We start from the raw sequence: 18,309 nt of genomic DNA, 5'->3' as shown, positions 1-18,309 counted from the left end.
AATCATTCTGAATGTTTTTAAAGGGTCAGCATTGACCTGTTTCAAACCGTAAAATTCGCTAATATACACCTATGCTAGACAACAAGCTCAAAAGGGTTTGCACTAGCACAGTGAGCTGATTTGAAGGTTTGCTAACACATCTAACTTGTCCAGATACAGCCGGTTTAGTTGACTTTTAAAGTGTGACTAAATCGGCTTTTTGTTTTGGGGTGAAGATGATTTAGACAAGCATTTTTGGCAAGAGTGCGTATAACGTAAAGTATAAAACCTTCGTCTCCCTGAACTTGATTCAGGGTCCATATGCTTTTGAGCGCTGTTGTTAAGTTGCACATGGGCTTTAATACAAAGATGGATCCTGACCTGCGTCAGGAAGACCAGGGAGTAGTGCGAAGTATTATAAGAAGTCATCATTTGAGTAAGTACTTATTATTTGAAATCAGGGGTAATTTAAACCATCGTGTCCCTGAACTTGATTCAGGGTCCATATGTTTTGAGCATTGGTGTTAAGTTACACATGGGCGTTAATACAAAGATAGGTCCTGACCTTCGTCAGGAAGACAAGGGTGTGAAGCTAAGCGTTTGTATTACTCTCTTACCTCAATAAAAAAACATCCAAAACGGTTTGCTACGGCGAATCATTCTGAATGTTTTTAAAGGGTCAGCATTGACCTGTTCCAAACCGTAAAAACCGGTAATATATACCTAAGCTGGTTAATCAAAGAAAAGATATACAACGTTGTTATTAATGAATAATAACTCGTTTTACATAGATTCCAACTCCACCAATTGAGCCTACACACTGTGTAGGCTTTTTTATGGATGCAAATAAAAGGTGCTTAAGATGAATATGTTTAATCTACTCGATATGTCAAAAGTACCATTGCCCGATAGCATCACGGTGTTGGACTATGAACAAAAGCTTAAAGAGCTAAAAGAGAAGCTATTAGCAAAACACCCTGAATTTTCAGATGCGTTAACTTTAGAATCAGAGCCACTGGCCATCATGCTAGAAATGATGGCGTATCAAGCTTTGTTATTTGACGGTAAAGTGAATGATGCCATTAAAGGTAATATGTTGGCGTCGGCGACAGGTAATGATTTAGATGCCATTGCGGCGCGATACAATTTATCTCGCCAAGCTGCGAGCTCAAATATTCATGAAAAAGAAAGCGATACGCGCTTTAGGCGTCGTATTCAAATGGTATTTGAAGGGTTAAACACCGCAGGAAGTAAGCAAGCATATCAGTTTCATGCATTATCGGCAGACCCGCGGGTAAAAGATGTGTATGTACATAGTCCGCAACCTTGCGTTGTAGAACTCACCGTATTGAGCCATGAAGGGCACGGTTTGCCCTCTACAGAATTAGTTGAAAAACTACGCAACCATTTTGGTTTATTGCCCGATGGCAGTGGGCCAAGCGAGGAGGCGTCAAAAGTGAGGCCATTGGGCGACAAAGTGTCGATTTTTACCCCAAATGTTGTGCCGTATCATATTGAGGTTAACTTGGTAATTGCGCCTGGGCCTTCGGCATCAAGTGTTGAAGCGACGGTAAAGGCGGCGCTTGACGAATATAGTGCACAACAAGCATTACTAGGGCGAGACATTAGCCAGATGGGGCTCTTTAGCGCTATTAATCAGCCAGGTGTTGAAAATGGGCAAGTAGTAAGCCCAAGTACAGATATACTGGTGTCTGCCGACTCAGTCGCACACTGCACAGGTATGTTGATTAATGCATCGGTGCGCCGAGGTGATGAATGAGCGACTTGAAAGCGTTACCTGATCTACTACCACATAATGCGTCACTGTTGATGCGCTCACTTGCTGAGTTATTAACATATCCTGATAAATCACAGTTATTAAAACACATTTGGCATCCACAGGATTGCCCCGCAGAGCTATTACCTTGGCTTGCTTGGGCCTTGTCGGTAGATGATTGGAATGATGCGTGGTCTGAAAACACCAAACGGCAAATGATTGATGATGCGTTTGTCGTCCATCAATTTAAAGCCACACCGTTTGCCTTAAAAAAAGCGCTAGATAGCTTAAACATTGAAACCGACATTCATGAATGGTGGCATCAAATCGATGCGCAGCCCGGCACCATCGTGGTTAACGCGATGGTGAACGAAAACCTCGATAGCAACGAGGAAGGGTTACTGACCAAAGCGATGCTTGCGCAAGTAAAACGTATTATTGATACCGTTAAACGCGCTTCTATTCATGTTGAAGTGCAGTTGGGCATTGCGTTAAAAGAACAATTTGGTATGGGAATACATGCCAGCGCAGGGACGGGATTACTCTCCAAGGAAGGCGTCTTCAACGGAGTAAGGCCAGATGCGGGGTATATTGATTTAGCCGCGTCGCTTAATGCTCAACCTGGTATTGGGTCTTTGCAACAACAAGGCGACTTTAACGGTGTGACACCGGATGACACTGAGGCAACGCTTGGCGCTGTACTTGCAGGTCAAAAAGGGATTGGCGCGTTAGAACATAGCCTTGATATGACGGGGGTGGTGCCAAATGCAATGGCCGCAGGCTTAAACTTATGTGGTTATGGCCAAGTGAATATTGCAGCAATGGAGGCGCAAGCGAGCTGGAAAGGTGTATGGCCTGAGTCATGTACTGCCACTACTGTGGTGTCAGCTGCATTATCTCAACTTCAACTTACTTATTTTACTCTACAAGGAGCGACGTAAATGTCTGCATTAACCTTGCAATTTACTCAAGCTGGTTTAGACGCGTTAATGACCGCCACACAGCGCGGTTTTAAAGGCAAAATCAGCCATATGGCATTTGGTGACAGTGACTACACACCAGATAAAACTCAAACAGCGCTTAAGGGCGAAAAAGAACGGGTCGCCATTGCCGACACTGATTATTCCGATGGCGAAGGCAGCAGCTTAAAAATAGCAGGCAAGTTTGATGCGCCGATTGAATATGCGATTTGTGAAATCGGGGTATTCATTGAATCACCAAACTACAGCGGTGAAGGTGAGCCTGAGCTGATTTTATTGGGTGTGTACTCAAAGCCAAATACCACATTGGGGTATCGTACACCCGATGTAAAAGTACTCCAGTGGCTAACCTTATCGTTGGCGCAGTTACCATCAGAGAGTGTTGAGGTAAAGGTCGGCGTTGATAATCTAAACCTGATTGTAGACAGAGAGTTGGCCGATATGACCTTGGTTCAACTCAACACCATGCAACGCCAAATTGAACAAGAGCTGCGTTTAGTCGCACTTGAACAAGCTTAGTCTTTAAAGTTAAGGAAATACGATGTCAAATCAAGAAAAACCCATGAGCCAACGGCTCACGGACGTGGTGGTCGCCGCCGACAACCTAACGCAAACCGTACAAGATAAAATTGGCAATATTGATGCTACCGTTGCTGCAAAATCAGCAGAGGTTGATGTTTCAATAGCACAATCAAAAGTGAGTATCGATAACTTTATTGTTGGTGCAAGAGGTGAAGCATCGCATATATTACTGAGCAAAAATCAGCGAATGGAACCTCTCGGAACAACAGGAATTAAACATTTTAATACGATTGGTTTATCGTCATTTGAAGTTATAAAAGAAGCGACATTACATGGTAACCCATCTCATGATGTTGACCATACAGGGAATGGCGTTGCTGCTGACTTTAGAGCTAATGTGTATGGCGGATATGTTAATGGTTATTTTAACATATTACGGATTAAGTGGACTCGAAATAATAGGGCTCATCCTGCGCGAATAGACGATAATTGGTATCGAGGTTATCAACAAGGGAGCATGACCACTGCTTGTTATTTGAAGCTTATTACGGGCGATGTTGAAGGTGTAATGCGACCAGTTGTAAATTATCAAAATGATTGGTCTTTATATGGAACACAATCAAAAGTAACAAGTACAGTAAGTCAGTTTTATGGAGCACATACCAAGTTAGGACTCTCTAAAAGTACAGAAACCTCAGGAGAGGCATTAATCTGTTTGTTTGGTACTGCCAGTGGATATATTGATCTTGAAAAAGTGGGTTGGGGTATTTATCCCGAATTCGCACGTCCATCAGATATACCTGCAACAGGAGTATAAAATGTTAATTAAACATCAAGGGAAACTTGTGGCTTCGGTTGGCCAAATACTAGATTCAGCTGAGATAGCTTCATTTTTGTTACAAAATGAACTGGATATCCCTGTCTCAGAACTTGAATTGACGTATGAACCATCAGAAGCATTGTCAGCTAGAAAGAGTGCTTATAAATTAGAGTCAGACTCCCTTTTTATTGAATGGCAATATGATCAAACTGATACAGCAAAACAAAAGTGGCTGTCTAAAGTTGAAGAAATTAAAGCGCGATATCCACTGTCGGCTTAATTTACTTCGGTCGTATCGTCCGCCCTAAATTTCCAGCCATTCTGGCTGAGCTTTTAATCAGAGAATCACTATGAATCAACGTAGTACCCTAGTACGAAAGGTACTTGAGTGCCTCACGTCTGGACTTGACGGTATCGCTCAGGTAGGGCTGTTAAAGCCGAGCATGCCGTATCCAGATTTAACGCAAGTCGCGCAAGTATGTGTGCAAGTCTTAGCTGAGCGTCAAGCCAGTGAGTTGCAATCAAAAGGCGCCGACGCTGGCGTCACTTACGGGCCAACTTCAAATAAGAATTTGAGCCCTAACCCGCTCGATAGGCGGGTATTAACATTGCAACTGGACTTAGAAGTAGAGCATGCCGACAGTGATGCACTGCTGACGCGTTTAGATGGGGTGATTGAGCGATGTGAAGCGCTGATGCAGGCGGACGATATGGCCACTCCTTGGCAGTTTTTTATTCCGTATAATATCGACTTTGCGTTTACTAAACAGCCGAGCAGTGTGATTGGTAAAGCGACGTTAACTTGGCAGTTTTATTACCAAGTTGAGATTGTAGAAGTGTGTGATTTACCGCCTATCAGTGAAGTGTATTTAGGCCCTGAAGGGGGCGAACATTGGCTTATTGCCAAAACCCCAGCAGCGGTTGAAACGCCATCAGGCAGTGGGAGTGCTTAATTATGATAGCTAACCCATTACAAACCAATTTAGCCCAAGCCGACATGCAGCATCGGCTCGCTAAGTTAATTTCGTTAGGCACTGTGAATAAGGTGGATTACGAAAAAGCGCTAGTTAGAGTCACCATTGGTGATTGGTTAACCTCTTGGTTGCCTTGGCTTACAGCGCAAGCGTTTAACGACTTAACTTGGCAAGCGCCAGAAGTAGGCGAGCAAGTGGTGGTATTGGCCCCATGCGGTGACTTAGCCCAAGGGGTGGTGTTAGGGAGTTTATATCAACAAGACCACAACGTAGACAAAGTGGCCAGTGATGTAGCAAAAGAGAGCCGTCAACACGTACAGCGCACGGTGTATCAAGACGGCTCCATGGTTGAATACGACCGCGAAAAGCATCGCTACTATATTGATATAAAAGGTGAAGAAGCAACGGTTGATGTTGTCTCTGCCGGAACACTTAACATTACCACTGAAAAAGATATCACCGTAATTACCTCCGCCAATGCAACGGTTAACGCAACACAAAGCATCACGGTTTCAGCCACAGAAGCGCTTAAGTTATCTGGTAAAACAGTCGACATTAGTGCAACTGGGGGAGATGTGAAGGTGGACGCCAGTGCCGGGATCGGGATTAAAGCGGCTGATACATTGAAGCTCAATGGCGCGAATATTAGTGCACAGGAGTAACTATGCCAGCAATCTCATTAGATGGTGCGATGACCAATGTCCACGCGCTGTTTTTACCGGGTAAAGCCAGTGCAACACAGGGCAGCTTTACCGTGGCGGGTAAGCCAGCGCTCAGAGAAGGCGACCCCATTAGTACGCATGTATTGTCGACAGACCCAAGTGTAAAGCATGAAGGCAAGGCGATATCCGCGGGCGCAGGCAGCTTTACCATTGAAGGTAAAGCGGTTGCTCGTATTGGCGACCCAACCAACTGTGATGGGCAATTGGCGCAAGGTGAAGGTGGGTTCACTGTAGGTGGGTGATTTTTAACTTACGTTCGTTTTATAGACCTACGGTCAGACATAAAAGGCAATCATATGCTTGGCATGAACGCAAAAACAGGTAAGCCCCTTTCTGGGGTTGAGCATTTAAAACAGAGTATTCAAGACATTGTTACTACACCGATTGGTAGCCGTGTGATGCGCAGAGATTACGGCTGTGGCTTATTTGATTTACTCGATAGCCCATATTCAACCAGCATGGTGGGTGACATTACCTTGGTGATATCGAATGCACTGGAAAAATGGGAGCCGCGTTTTGAACTTGAATCAGTCGCGGTACAACCGACCAGCTCGGGTAAGCTCTCAATCGATATTAGCGGCTTATATTTAATCAATGGTGAGCCAGTGCTCATCGAAGGTATTCAAATTTAAACCAGGATATTACGACCCTATTTCGGTAAGTAAATCCCAGGGGCTGTTGTTCTTTTCTGTTTGATTTTTGTTCTCTTTGAGCGTGCTTTTATCGCGGCGCTTAATGTGTGGCCTAGTAATCTAAGCGAATATTAAGCAACAAAGAGAAAAGGGCGCTCAAAAGAACCGGTAGGCAGCGCTTGATTGGCTTTTTTACTATGTTATCGACTGACTCACATGGAATAACCATGCTACGCAGTCTCTGCCTTGTATAAAAGCCAATCAGACTGCTGCAAAAATGAACCTAAAAGTTCAACAACCCCTAACTTTTAACTTTAAAAAGCCACGCTCAGCGTGGCTTTTTTGTTTCTAACTGACATACCCTTAAAGGAGATTCATATGTCAAAATTTCTACATGGTGTAGAGGTAATCGAGGCGCAATCAGGCACTCGTCCAATTAAAACAGTAAAAAGCTCAGTAATTGGCTTGATAGGTACAGCGCCTTTTGCAGATGAAGACGCGTTTCCTTTAAATACGCCAGTATTGATTGCTGGTAAGCGCGCTGAAGCAGCAAAGTTAGTTAACCCTGAAAATGCGGATTTTAAAACGCGTTTACAGACTTTACGTGATGCGGCACTCGCTACTGAAGTTTCTGACTTTAAAAAAGCGAATGGCAATGTTGAGCCGACGGCTGATGAGCTTAAAGCATTAACAGATAAAGTTGAAAAAGCAGTTGATGATGTTGAGTATGACCGTAAAGGTACGCTAGTACCAGGTGTTGACGGTATTTTCGACCAAGCAGGTGCTGTAATTATTGTTGTACGTGTTGCTGATGGTACTGAAGCTGCTGTTACTCAAAATATCATTGGTGGCGTTGCTGCTGACGGTTCATTTGAAGGTATGCAGGCATTCCTTGGTGCTGAATCTGTTGTGGGTGTTGCACCGCGCATTTTAGTTGCACCTGGGTATACACATCAAAAAGATGGCACAGAGAAAAACCCAGTTGTTACCGATTTAGTTGGTATTGCTCAGCGCCTACGTGCCGTTATCATTGCTGATGGGCCAAACTCTGATGACGACGCAGCAAAAGCATACCGTAAAGACTTTGGTTCACGCCGAGTATTTGTGGTTGACCCAGCAGTTAAAGTGTTCCGCGATGGTAAATCAGTTGTAGAACCAGCCAGTGCACGTGTTGCAGGTATGATTGCAAAATCAGATAACGACCGTGGTTTCTGGTGGAGTCCAAGTAACACCAATATGAATGGTATTGTGGCGACAGCTCGTCCAATCGATTTCCAACTAGGTGATGCAAATGCTCGAGCTAACTTACTGAACGAAAACGAAGTAGCAACAATTATTCGTCAAAACGGCTTTAAGCTTTGGGGTAACCGTACGTGTTCTGATGACCCTAAATGGGCGTTCTTATCGGTTGTTCGTACCGCGGACATGATCAACGATTCATTACTACGTGCTCACATGTGGGCAGTTGACCGTAACATCACTAAAACATACATCGATGATGTTGTACAAAGTGTGCAAGGTTACCTTGATAGCCTAAAAGCACAAGGTGCAATCTTGGGTGGTGAAATTTGGGCTGATGAAGAACTAAACACACCAATCAATATTCAAGCAGGTAAAGTGTATTTCAGCTTTGATTTCACGCCACCAACACCAGCTGAGCATATTACATTCAAAAGCATCCTTACTAACAACTACCTAGAGGAAATCGTATAATGGCAACATCTCCTAAAATTCTAAAAAAGTTTAAATTATTTGTTGATGGTAAGGGCTACCTTGGTATCGCAGATGAAATCACGCTGCCAAAAGTAACGGTTAAAACACGTGAAGTGACGTCTGGTTTTCAAGCGCCAATCGAACTTGATGTGGGCCAGCTTGAGAAAATGGAAGGCACAATCACATTACTTGAGTACAACGCTGATCTATTAAAATTGATGGGTGGCTGGGCTGATATTACTAAGCCACTTGTTGCACGTGGTGCAATTCAAGCACAAGGCGAAGCGCCAGTACCTGTAAAAGTTACGTTGTCTGGTTTCTTCAAAGAAATGGATATGGGCAACTGGAAAGATGGCGAAGAAGCCAAGCTGACTATGCAGTATGCAGTACAAAAATATAAATTAGAAATTGGCGCAGACGTCATTTACGACATCGACTTAGGCAATGATGTTCGCATCGTTAACGGTGTTGATCAAATGGCGCTACTTCGCACAGCAATTGGAGCTTAATAAGTTATGACAGATATCATTAAACTGACTTTCCCAGTCACGGTCGACGCGCATGAGTATGCAGAGCTTAAAATGAGACGACCAAAGGTACGTGATAGATTAATGGTAGACAAAACGGATTTAAGTGAATCAGAAAGCGAAATTCGTTACTTCTCACATTTGTGTGAAGTGTCTCCAGATGTAATTGAAGAATTAGACTGGAGTGACTTTGTCAAACTAAGAGAAAAGCTACAGGCTTTTCTCGTATCCCGCCCAAGCGCTTAAAAGCCATGGTTATAGCCCTCGCAAAATATACCGGGTGGGGCTTACAAGAATTAAACGGCTTAACTGAACCAGAGCTTTGTGACTGGTTTGAAGCGGCCGTTGACTATAAAAATGAAACAGAGGCAGGTCATTGACCTGCCTTTTTTACTGCTACATTCAATACCTTTTCTAATAAAAGGCTAAGCAAAATCGCAATCGCTCTTCTTAATAGGTTAGCGAGTTAAACACTTAACGTATTGTTATTTCGCATATCTTTTTCAATTCTATCGGCCCTCGGCCCATTATTTCACGCTTGTTATTTCAGTTATGTACGCGTCTTGCTATTGAAGCAGGCAGGTTTACTGGCAGGCAAGTATTCAGCTCACTTCTTTGCATCTCCCAGGTATAGCTATGAAACGTCACGGATCATCCGATCAAAAACGCGGTGCGAAAAAAAAATCTCCCGCAGTCAGTAAAAAAAAGGCGAATACAGCCAATAAAGTTAAAAATAAACTACCTAAGGTTCAGCAAAATCAAGCCGATTCGGCAAAAGAGCTCGGGCAAGCTGTACAAAGCATGAAAGCCTCAGGTGCCATACTTAAACCTAACTCAATTGCGCCGATTTTAACGCAATTGGCCAAGTTTAACCTTAATCAGGTCATGGCCGATAATGGCAATGTGCTTAAGCAGCAACTGGTAAGTTTAAGTAAAGCCGCGACACAGAATACAGGAAATAATGGTGCAATACAGGCACTAGAAAATCAGAAAAACGCAGCACAAGCAAAAGCACAAGCGGCTACCTCAGCGGCGGCAACTGATTTGTCAGCACAGATGAGCCAAGGAGCTGATTTATCACAGGCGATAGCCGGGTTGAGTCACCATGTTAAAGGATTAGACTTTAGCGACTTTCAACATGTGGTAAAACAAGATTTATCTGGGTTACAGCAAGCCCTGCCAGAAATTTCTAACTCGGTAGATATTGCGGGTTTAACGGATGTGATAGCTCAGCACGGTGCTGCATTTTCAGCCAGTGGTGGTGAGCAAGTCCTGTCACAGCAACTCGACTTATTAGCGTCGACTGCGCCGCAAGTTTTAGATGCGTTGAATATGCCAGAAGCGGCGGATTCACTTAAAACCGGGTTGGCGACTTTTAATCAGCTCGATATTCCGGGCATGATGGATGGCGACTTGTCGAGCCTAACGGCAACAGCACCACAAGTGCTAGAGAATATGGGATTTGGCCAAGCGGCCAATATGGTGGGTAAAGCACTGCCAGTGCTAGATAAGTTAGACGCTGGTGCAGTATTACAAGGCGATTTAAGCTCTTTGGCAGATGCAGCTCCCGCTGCACTTGATGCGTTAAACATGCCGCAAGCGGCGCAAACAATCGAGAACATGTTACCTGCATTGCACAGCATTGATGCCGGTGCCATTATGCAAGGCGATTTAAGCTCGTTAAAAGACGCAGCCCCAGAGCTAATAAAAGCAGTGGATATTGACGCGCTTAATCAATCGATTGCGCAAAATATGCCGGCGCTCTCTCAGCTTGACTTAGCGGGCGTTGTAGAAGGGGATTTAAGCAGTTTATTAAAAACGGCTCCCGATATTTTGCGAACGGCTGACTTTGGTGGTGCGGCCGATGCGATGCAAACTGTTATGCCTGCATTGCAGCAGTTAGATATGAAAGGGCTTATGAATGGAGATTTAAGCTCTTTAAAAGATGCGGCTCCTGAATTAATAAAAACCCTTGATTTAGACGGTATACACCAGTCAATTACACAAAGAATACCTGCGCTAGAGCAGTTAGATTTAGCCGGTGTTGCACAAGGTGATTTAAGCAGTTTACTCGATACGGCCCCTGATATTTTGCGCTCTGCTAATTTTGGTGGTGCCGCAGATGCAATGCAAACGGCATTACCCGCGCTTAAGCAGCTTGATCCACAGGGGATCATGAGCGGTGACTTATCGTCGCTTGAAAAAGCTGGGCCAGAATTACTGCGCAACTTTGATTTTGGTGGAGCGGCAGACGTACTTGAACACGCCATGCCAGCAATGTCAAAACTGGATATGAATGGCCTGATGCAAGGCGATTTAAGCTCATTGATGGACGCCGGACCCGATGCATTACGCGCATTCGGCTTGGGTGATGCAGCAGACAAATTTGGCGAAGCACTGCCCGCGCTGAAACAACTCGATATGAAAGGGATCGCCAGTGGCGATATTTCATCATTATTAGACGCAGGCCCTGGTTTATTAAACTCGTTAGGGTTAGAGGGCGCTGCGGGTATGATGGAGTCGGCCTTACCTGCGTTAAAACAGCTCGATGTTAAAGGCATAATGGGGGGAGACTTAGACTCGTTACTAAGCGCTGGACCTGATTTACTCAATGCCTTTGGTTTTGAAGGTGCCGCTTCGTTTATGCAAGATCACGCAGCGACGTTGGCGAAATTAGATTTTAAAGGGATTTTAAAAGGCGACTTATCATCAATAACAGGCGCCCTCCCTGATTTACTTGACGGATTTGGTTTAGGGGGGATTGCCGATATGTTCTCGGGCGGGGAAGCTGAGACTGACTTTGAAGCCCCTGACGAAGAAGAGAAAGAAAAAAAGAAAAAGCCTAAAAAGCGTAAAAATAAAGGCGGTAAAAAAGGCAACCGACGCAATAAAAAAGGCCGTGGTAATAAAGGTAAAGGGCGAGACGCTCAACGAGAAGATGATCTCTCTGATGAGAAAAAGTCACCCAAAAGCAATAAAAAACCATGGGCAAAAGACACGCCTTCTAAAACGAAGGAGTCAGCCAAAGTAAAAGCAAAACCGGCAAATAAGCCAAAGCTTTCTGTTATTGATGGCGGTTTGTCAGACGCTGATAAAAATGAGCAGGCGAAAAAAACACCATCGCAGACTAAAGCAAAAGCAGCGAATACCAAGGCGTCGAATACAAAATTGGGTAAACCGATGGCGGCCAATGACCCGATTTTCAGTAAACCGAAAAAAGGGTTGTTTAAAGGCAAAGGGCTTATTAAGGGGATCACCAGAAGCCCACTTGGTAAGCTATTTGGCCGTTTGGCTGCACCGGTGACGGCTGCGATGGGTGTTATGGATGTGGCGTCGACTTTATCTGATGATAGCCTAACAAAACAGGAAAAATCACAGCAAGTTGGACAGGCTGCGGGCAGTGCGGGTGGTGCTTTAGCCGGTGCCGCAGCCGGTGCCGCAATTGGTTCAGTGATCCCCGTGTTTGGTACTGCGATTGGTGGCATTGTTGGCGGTGCGTTAGGTGCCTTTGGTGGTGAATCACTAGGCGGTATGTTAGGTGGCTGGTTTGGCAGTACGTTAGACGAGTCTGATGAAAAATCAGAGCCTAAACAGAAAGGTAAGTCTGACGAGCCTTTAAATGAGAGCAATGCACCAAGCAATGTGGTCTCACTGGAGCATAGTGGTTCAAAGATTAAAAGTTTGGCTGAACAGTCAGCTAATAACTCAAATGCTCCCATAGATAAAGATAGTGCTGGGAGAAAATCAGAAAAGGGTAATGAGGCGCCATCATTTTTTAGCCAAGCAATGTCACACCCAGTGACACAAACACTTAACTCGGTCTTGCCAAACCCTGTTGGTGCAGCCATGTCTTTGGCTAATTTATATGAAGGCTACGAAAAACCAAATGACCAATCTTCAAGCGCTGCTAAATACTCGGATATGGGATTAGATTTTGTAAAAAATAATGTCATTAATGAGTTTAATGCGTTGACAAGTTTTGGCGCTTTAGCAGAACAAAGCATGGGGAAAAATACAGGCCCTATGAAGTCAATGTCCAAGTATGGCGGGGTTCTGGGTCATGCACTGAATATAGATACGATTCTTAAGGCGGCAAATGACGACTCCTTGTCAACCAAGGAAAAGGCGCAAACAATCGGTGGCACGGTTATTGGTGCTGGAGCTAGCCAGTTGGCCACAAGTGCGGTAGCTAAGTTTGCACCTTTACCATTCAAATTATTGGCACCATTTGCGGGGTATGCAGCAGGTTCATTAGGTAATAAATATGGTGGTCAAGCTGCTGGCTGGGTGGTAGACAAGTTCTTTACGGATGACAAAGAGAAATCACAAAAGTTGGCACCTGCCGGGTTAAAAGCAAGTGAATTAGCGGATGATAAAGCCAAAGTTGTGACTGAGAAAAGAACTCGAAGTAGTACATCAGGATCTTCGAGTGTCACCGTCAATGCAAACATTACTGTGAACACCACCCCAGGCATGTCGGCGATTGAAATTGCTGAGCAAATTAAACAAGTGCTTGAACAAAAACAAGTGCAAGCACAACGAGATCTGCGTACTCGATATATTGATGAGGTAGCTTAATGGAAAAAGTAGTCAATGCATCACACATGATGCAATTAGGGGAGTTTAAGTTTTCTGTTGGAGGGGCTGCTTTTGACAATTTAAAGTTCAATACAGATTACCGCTGGAAAACACAAGACTCTCAAACTGAAGATAGTAGCCCTTCAATGCAGTTTGTAGGTGTTGGGGATCAAACGTTAAGTCTTACGGGCACAATTTACCCTCAATTGGTAAAAGATGGCCTGACACAAGTCGACAAAATGCGCGCAGAGGCAATCACTCAATTGCCTTTAAAGCTTACTTATGTGCAAGCAAGTGGCAAGTCAGACCCCAGTGTGGGGCGTGTGCTGGGCAACTGGATAATAATGTCAATCAGTGAAGATAGAACCCTGTTTTTAAACGATGGTATCCCACGAGAAATTAAGTTCTCTATGGAATTAAAGCGCCATGATGCAAACACCAAGTAATGAGGTAAGCCAATGAACGGAGTAACTTATATTACCCGAGATGGGGATTGCTTAGACCATATTTGCTGGCGTCATTATGGGCGCAGCAGTGGCATGGTTGAGTTAGTGCTAGAAGCAAATCATGGACTGGCTGAAAAAGGCGGTATTTATGCTGAAAATATCGCTATATTTTTGCCAGAAGTGATCACGAAACCGATTGCAGACAACGTCATTAATATTTGGGATTGAGGGAAGGATTATGGGTTTACAGCCTCAGTATTCAATTAAAGCAAACGGTAAAGAAGTGGCTGAGCGTTTGCGAGACAGAATGGTTGAAGTGCGGGTTAGCCTGAGAACGGGGCTGCAAAGTGACACTTGTTATGTCAGGTTTGATAACCTAGGCACTGCACCAATCCAAGAGCCAAAAGCGACAGATATTGTTGAAATTGCGATGGGGTATAAAAATGGCGCGGCGGATAAGTCGGCAAAGCTATCGCCTTTAGGTGCATTTGAAGTGGGCGAATACAGTGTGTCAGGCCCTGTTCGTTCACTTGAGTTATTTGGCAATAAAATGCTGTGGCACACAGGTCTTAAAACCCCGAAACAAAAATCTTGGCCTGATGACCCGAGCACGCCCCAAAAGTTGGGTGATTTAGTGTCTGATATTGCTGCTGAGCATGGTTTAGACCCAAAAGTAGGCCCTGATTTTACAAGTATTGAACTGCCACATATTGAGCAAAGTGAAAGTGATTTACAATTGCTGACTAAGCTTGCAGAGCAATATGATGCGGTGCTCAAAATCGCACAAGATAAACTGGTTTTTATGGCGCGAGGTACAGGCAAGTCGTTGTCAGGTAAGCCACTCAAAGAAGTTGAAATAGATGTTGGTCAATTACTGTCTTGGCACTATATGCAAGATGCATATCGTAAAGTTGGCGAAGTCAAAGCGTATTTTTATGATCAGAATGAAGCAAAGCGCAAACAAGTTAAAGCAGGCAAGGGCGCGCCAGCCACTATTCTACCTTATGTGTATGCAGATGAAGCCTATGCAACGCAAGCGGCCACAGCCAAACATAACCGGTTAAATCGCAGTGCCAAGTCAATGAGAGCAAAAGTAATTGGCAATCCCGCTATTGGTGCAGGGGCCGTTGTTAAAATCGTCAACACCCAAACCACTGTAGACGGTAAGTGGTATGTCAGTGAAGTTGAACACTGCATTAATGGTGAGGGGTTTGCCTCTTATTTATTGTGTGAGCAAATTGCGTCTTAGCGCGTTATCTACAATATTTTTTGATTTAAGCGCTTACTAATCGCAATTCCATCAGACCCTTTCAAGAATATTTTAAAGGCTTAACATCACTGTAAGCCTTTTACGTTCTACTTTTTACATTCTAAATATATTGATTTTTAGCGTGCTACAGCAAATGTCTGTCGCGCGCATACCCCTCTTCTATACATCCTACCTAGACACTCCTTTCTCCATATAGGCTATCCTCGTTTGCAAAAACGGGCTCTGGCCTCCTTCCACTTTTTATCTCTTCATACACACAATTTATTGTCATTTCCAATTTGAGTTATTTTAGCTTTTTTATTATGCGCTGAATTATGCACTTAGTAACACACCCACCCCAAATAAGGCCAACAATCCCCCTATTATCATGTTGCGTGTGATCGCCTCTTTTTTAATGAACGCGAGTGTCATTACCATTAATGGTGCGGTTGCTAAAATAGTTTGTGCAATAGCAGGATCGGTATGTTTTACCGCGCCGAGCTGTAACCAAAGGCCAATAAAGGTGCCAAAGAACACCGCGATAAATAGCCATTTTTTATTGCTGATCCCTTTGAGTTTGATGGCTTTGCTTATACTATGTTGCTTTAAAAATGCCACTAAAATAGCCACAGCCAATGTGCCAGACAGCAAGCGGATCATCGCGGCCCATAGGCTACTGGTTGCTTCATCGCCCATACCTGCCTTTGACATCACCATCCCCGCGGCTTGGCAACTGGCTGCAATTAAGGCAAATGCCACCCCGAGTGTGTATTTTTGTTTATCCAGTATGGGCAATGTATGGTGTGGTTTAATCGCTAAAATAACACCCACTGTGGTGATAGCTATGCCAAACCAAGCGACGGTATTTAAGTAGGTGCCTAAAATGATAATATTGAGTATCCCCGCGATGGCTGGTGCCAACGATTCAATGACTAAGGTTCTGGCGGGGCCGATATTTCTCAGTGCCGCAAAATAGGCGCTGTCTCCAATAGCGATGCCAACAATGCCACTTGCGATTAACCATAACCATGCATTAGCGTGACTGGGTAGTGCGTTGTCTTGGAGCAGCAATAAAGCAATACACATCATCGCACTTGCCATAACGCCTTTACTGACGTTTAGCTCAAAGGGTGACAGTGTATGACTAAAACGCTTATAAATAATTGTAGAGCACGCCCACACCAACGCAGCACTCAGTGCTGCAATCTCACCTAACCCAATATTCAACATACCTTCCCTTTAATTTATGTTTGTTATTATTCTTTTAATATGGATAACAACCAACCCTAACATTGTTTAGACGTCTGTACATCTAGAGGTTGAAATTTCTGTCGTTGCGTTCATAATAACAGAGTATTCTAAACTCAGGAGAACCGTGTGCCGATCACAGTCAAAGACGAATTACCCGCTATTTTGCAGTTACGTCAAGAAAATGTGTTTGTAATGCCAAAAAGTCGTGCAAAATCGCAAGAGATCCGCCCGATGCGTTTGGCCATTTTAAACTTGATGCCTAATAAAGTAGAAACTGAAGTTCAGTTTATTCGTTTACTGGCCAATTCTCCTTTGCAGGTGAATGTTGATCTGTTGCGGCTAGATACCCATCGTAGTTCTGAAAATTCAGAGCATCATTTAGATATGTTTTATCGTTATTTTTCAGATGTAAAAGACAACAACTACGATGCGCTGATTGTGACGGGTGCACCGTTGGCACATTTAGAATATGAAGATGTAACGTACTGGAATGAGCTACAAGCCTTTTTTGATTGGGCTGAGAACCATGCAACTTCAACGTTGTTTTCTTGTTGGGCTGCCCATGCTGGGTTATTTCACCACCATGGATTAAAACGAGAGCTTAAAGAGAATAAGCTGTGTGGGGTGTTTAAACACCGTTGTTACTTTGAACATGGTGCGTTGACGCGAGGTTTTGACGACGAGTTTGTGGTGCCGCATTCTCGCTATGGTCATATTGACGCAGAAAAAATTGATAAAACAGATGATTTAATTACCCTTGCTGGCTCAGAAAGGGTCGGGGCGTATTTAATTAAGAACCAATCTGGGAGCCAAGTTTACTTAACGGGCCACCCTGAATATGATGCTGATACATTGCAAAAAGAATATACCAGAGATCTGAGCAAAAGCGATGATGCTGCTATGCCTGAGGGATACTTCCCTGATGATAATGCAGACAAACGGCCATCTAAAACGTGGCAAAGTCATGCCTTTTTGTTATTCTCGAATTGGTTAAACTACTATGTTTACCAAACCACTCCGTATGATATTAACCTCGTTAGCCAAGATGTAAGGACTAACAGCTATGCCGAATAATTTACCGTCGAATAAAAGCGCAGCTTTAAGCGAAGCAATGAAGAACCGTATTCTGATCCTTGATGGTGCAATGGGTACCATGATCCAGCAATATAAATTTGAAGAAGAAGACTATCGTGGTGCGCGCTTTAAAGATTGGCATGTGTTGATCAAAGGTAACAACGATTTACTGAGTTTGACTAAACCTGAGGTAATTAGAGACATCCATAGTCAGTTTTTAGCATCTGGTGCGGATATTATTGAAACAAATACTTTTAATGCCACGACCATTTCAATGGACGATTACGAAATGGCTAGCCTTAGCCGTGAAATCAATATTGAGTCGGCGAAGTTGGCAAGAGCGGTGTGTGACGAATTTACCACACAAAATCCAGATAAACCTCGCTATGTCGCGGGCGTGTTAGGGCCAACATCTAAAACTTGTTCAATTTCTCCGGATGTAAATGACCCGGGTTATCGCAATATTACCTTTGATAAATTAGTTGAGGCCTATGTTGAGTCAACGCTTGCTTTAATGGAGGGAGGCGCGGACTTAATATTAATCGAAACCATTTTTGATACCTTAAATGCCAAAGCAGCCTCGTTTGCTGTTGAAGAAGCGTTTGAGCAAGCGGGCGTTACTTTGCCGGTGATGATCTCAGGTACCATTACCGATGCATCTGGGCGTACGTTATCAGGTCAAACAACCGAAGCTTTTTATAACTCTATTCGTCATATAAAGCCTATTTCAATAGGACTAAACTGTGCATTAGGACCTGATCTGTTACGTCAGTATGTGGTGGAGTTATCGCGCGTATGTGAAACATTTACGTCGGTTCACCCTAACGCCGGTTTACCCAATGAATTTGGTGAGTATGACTTAGAAGCGGATGAAATGGCGAAAGAAATTATAGATTGGGGTAAAGAGGGCTACATCAATATTGTTGGAGGCTGTTGTGGTACAACGCCTGCGCATATTAAAGCCTTTGCTGATGGCCTTACAGGTGTAAAACCTCGTGCATTACCTGAACTAGACGTCCGTATGCGTTTGGCTGGTCTTGAAGCCTGTAATTTGAATTAGGAAGT

20 protein-coding genes are annotated in these 18,309 nt (G+C 43.9%); 19 read left to right on the top strand and 1 reads right to left on the bottom strand.

Translation table 11 applies throughout. The annotated features are described in order from the left end of the window. The first annotated feature begins 841 nt into the window (after positions 1-841). The 17 genes from BGP78_RS01825 (at position 842) to BGP78_RS01750 (ending at position 14,919) form a co-directional block, all read left to right on the top strand. On the top strand, positions 842-1,759 hold the full coding sequence (locus tag BGP78_RS01825; protein WP_119859808.1) for a baseplate J/gp47 family protein: 918 nt from the start codon (positions 842-844) through the stop codon (positions 1,757-1,759). Next, positions 1,756-2,697 (top strand): phage tail protein I, encoded by a 942-nt coding sequence (locus BGP78_RS01820; protein WP_119859807.1) that lies wholly within the window; start codon positions 1,756-1,758, stop codon positions 2,695-2,697. Before BGP78_RS01825 ends, BGP78_RS01820 begins: the two co-directional genes overlap by 4 nt. Then, a complete protein-coding gene (locus tag BGP78_RS01815) occupies positions 2,698-3,255 on the top strand; it encodes a phage tail protein (RefSeq protein ID WP_119859806.1) in 558 nt (185 codons plus the stop codon). It begins immediately after the preceding gene. Positions 3,256-3,277: 22 nt separating this feature from the next. Then, entirely contained in the window at positions 3,278-4,075 is a 798-nt protein-coding gene (locus BGP78_RS01810) for a hypothetical protein (protein WP_259386093.1), read from the top strand. Between the two features lies 1 nt (position 4,076). Next, positions 4,077-4,358 (top strand): hypothetical protein, encoded by a 282-nt coding sequence (locus BGP78_RS01805; protein ID WP_119859805.1) that lies wholly within the window; start codon positions 4,077-4,079, stop codon positions 4,356-4,358. Between the two features lie 70 nt (positions 4,359-4,428). Further along, a complete protein-coding gene (locus BGP78_RS01800; RefSeq protein ID WP_119859804.1) occupies positions 4,429-5,031 on the top strand; it encodes a hypothetical protein in 603 nt (200 codons plus the stop codon). 2 nt (positions 5,032-5,033) lie between these two features. Next, positions 5,034-5,714 (top strand): phage baseplate assembly protein V, encoded by a 681-nt coding sequence (locus BGP78_RS01795; RefSeq protein WP_119859803.1) that lies wholly within the window; start codon positions 5,034-5,036, stop codon positions 5,712-5,714. A gap of 2 nt (positions 5,715-5,716) precedes the next feature. Further along, the gene (locus BGP78_RS01790) at positions 5,717-6,016 is read left to right on the top strand and encodes a PAAR domain-containing protein (RefSeq protein ID WP_119859802.1); all 300 of its coding nucleotides are present in this window, start codon (positions 5,717-5,719) and stop codon (positions 6,014-6,016) included. Between the two features lie 54 nt (positions 6,017-6,070). Beyond that, positions 6,071-6,406, top strand: a complete 336-nt coding sequence (locus BGP78_RS01785) for a GPW/gp25 family protein (RefSeq protein WP_119859801.1) — start codon at positions 6,071-6,073, stop codon at positions 6,404-6,406. A gap of 378 nt (positions 6,407-6,784) precedes the next feature. After that, a complete protein-coding gene (locus tag BGP78_RS01780) occupies positions 6,785-8,119 on the top strand; it encodes a phage tail sheath subtilisin-like domain-containing protein (RefSeq protein WP_119859800.1) in 1,335 nt (444 codons plus the stop codon). Further along, entirely contained in the window at positions 8,119-8,628 is a 510-nt protein-coding gene (locus tag BGP78_RS01775) for a phage major tail tube protein (RefSeq protein WP_119859799.1), read from the top strand. Before BGP78_RS01780 ends, BGP78_RS01775 begins: the two co-directional genes overlap by 1 nt. A 6-nt stretch (positions 8,629-8,634) precedes the next feature. Beyond that, complete coding sequence (locus tag BGP78_RS01770) at positions 8,635-8,892, top strand: phage tail assembly protein (protein WP_010364460.1); 258 nt, start codon at positions 8,635-8,637, stop codon at positions 8,890-8,892. A 5-nt stretch (positions 8,893-8,897) separates the two neighbouring features. Beyond that, positions 8,898-9,026, top strand: coding sequence for a hypothetical protein (locus tag BGP78_RS22815; RefSeq protein ID WP_259386089.1), 129 nt, complete (start codon positions 8,898-8,900; stop codon positions 9,024-9,026). A gap of 256 nt (positions 9,027-9,282) precedes the next feature. Continuing rightward, the gene (locus BGP78_RS01765; protein ID WP_119859798.1) at positions 9,283-13,224 is read left to right on the top strand and encodes a hypothetical protein; all 3,942 of its coding nucleotides are present in this window, start codon (positions 9,283-9,285) and stop codon (positions 13,222-13,224) included. Next, positions 13,224-13,670, top strand: a complete 447-nt coding sequence (locus BGP78_RS01760) for a phage tail protein (protein WP_119859797.1) — start codon at positions 13,224-13,226, stop codon at positions 13,668-13,670. The genes BGP78_RS01765 and BGP78_RS01760 overlap by 1 nt, the downstream gene beginning before the upstream one ends. 12 nt (positions 13,671-13,682) lie before the next feature. Continuing rightward, entirely contained in the window at positions 13,683-13,898 is a 216-nt protein-coding gene (locus BGP78_RS01755) for a tail protein X (protein ID WP_119859796.1), read from the top strand. Positions 13,899-13,908: 10 nt separating this feature from the next. Then, positions 13,909-14,919: a phage late control D family protein gene (locus BGP78_RS01750; RefSeq protein ID WP_119859795.1), complete on the top strand. Its 1,011-nt coding sequence runs from the start codon at positions 13,909-13,911 to the stop codon at positions 14,917-14,919. A 333-nt stretch (positions 14,920-15,252) separates the two neighbouring features. Here the strand turns inward: BGP78_RS01750 and BGP78_RS01745 are convergent, their stop codons facing one another. Beyond that, a complete protein-coding gene (locus BGP78_RS01745; RefSeq protein WP_119859794.1) occupies positions 15,253-16,149 on the bottom strand; it encodes a DMT family transporter in 897 nt (298 codons plus the stop codon). A 147-nt stretch (positions 16,150-16,296) separates the two neighbouring features. On the opposite strand from BGP78_RS01745, the gene metA reads away from it, so the two are divergent. Both metA and BGP78_RS01735 read left to right on the top strand, forming a co-directional pair. After that, complete coding sequence (gene metA / locus BGP78_RS01740; RefSeq protein ID WP_119859793.1) at positions 16,297-17,244, top strand: homoserine O-succinyltransferase; 948 nt, start codon at positions 16,297-16,299, stop codon at positions 17,242-17,244. Further along, positions 17,234-18,304: a homocysteine S-methyltransferase family protein gene (locus BGP78_RS01735; RefSeq protein WP_119859792.1), complete on the top strand. Its 1,071-nt coding sequence runs from the start codon at positions 17,234-17,236 to the stop codon at positions 18,302-18,304. The genes metA and BGP78_RS01735 overlap by 11 nt, the downstream gene beginning before the upstream one ends. Positions 18,305-18,309 lie beyond the last annotated feature (5 nt).

This window comes from Pseudoalteromonas sp. MSK9-3 (assembly GCF_003590335.1).
GTDB lineage: Bacteria > Pseudomonadota > Gammaproteobacteria > Enterobacterales > Alteromonadaceae > Pseudoalteromonas.
Note: the sequence above shows the minus strand (reverse complement) of the source record. Positions and strands in the feature narration are given on the sequence as shown.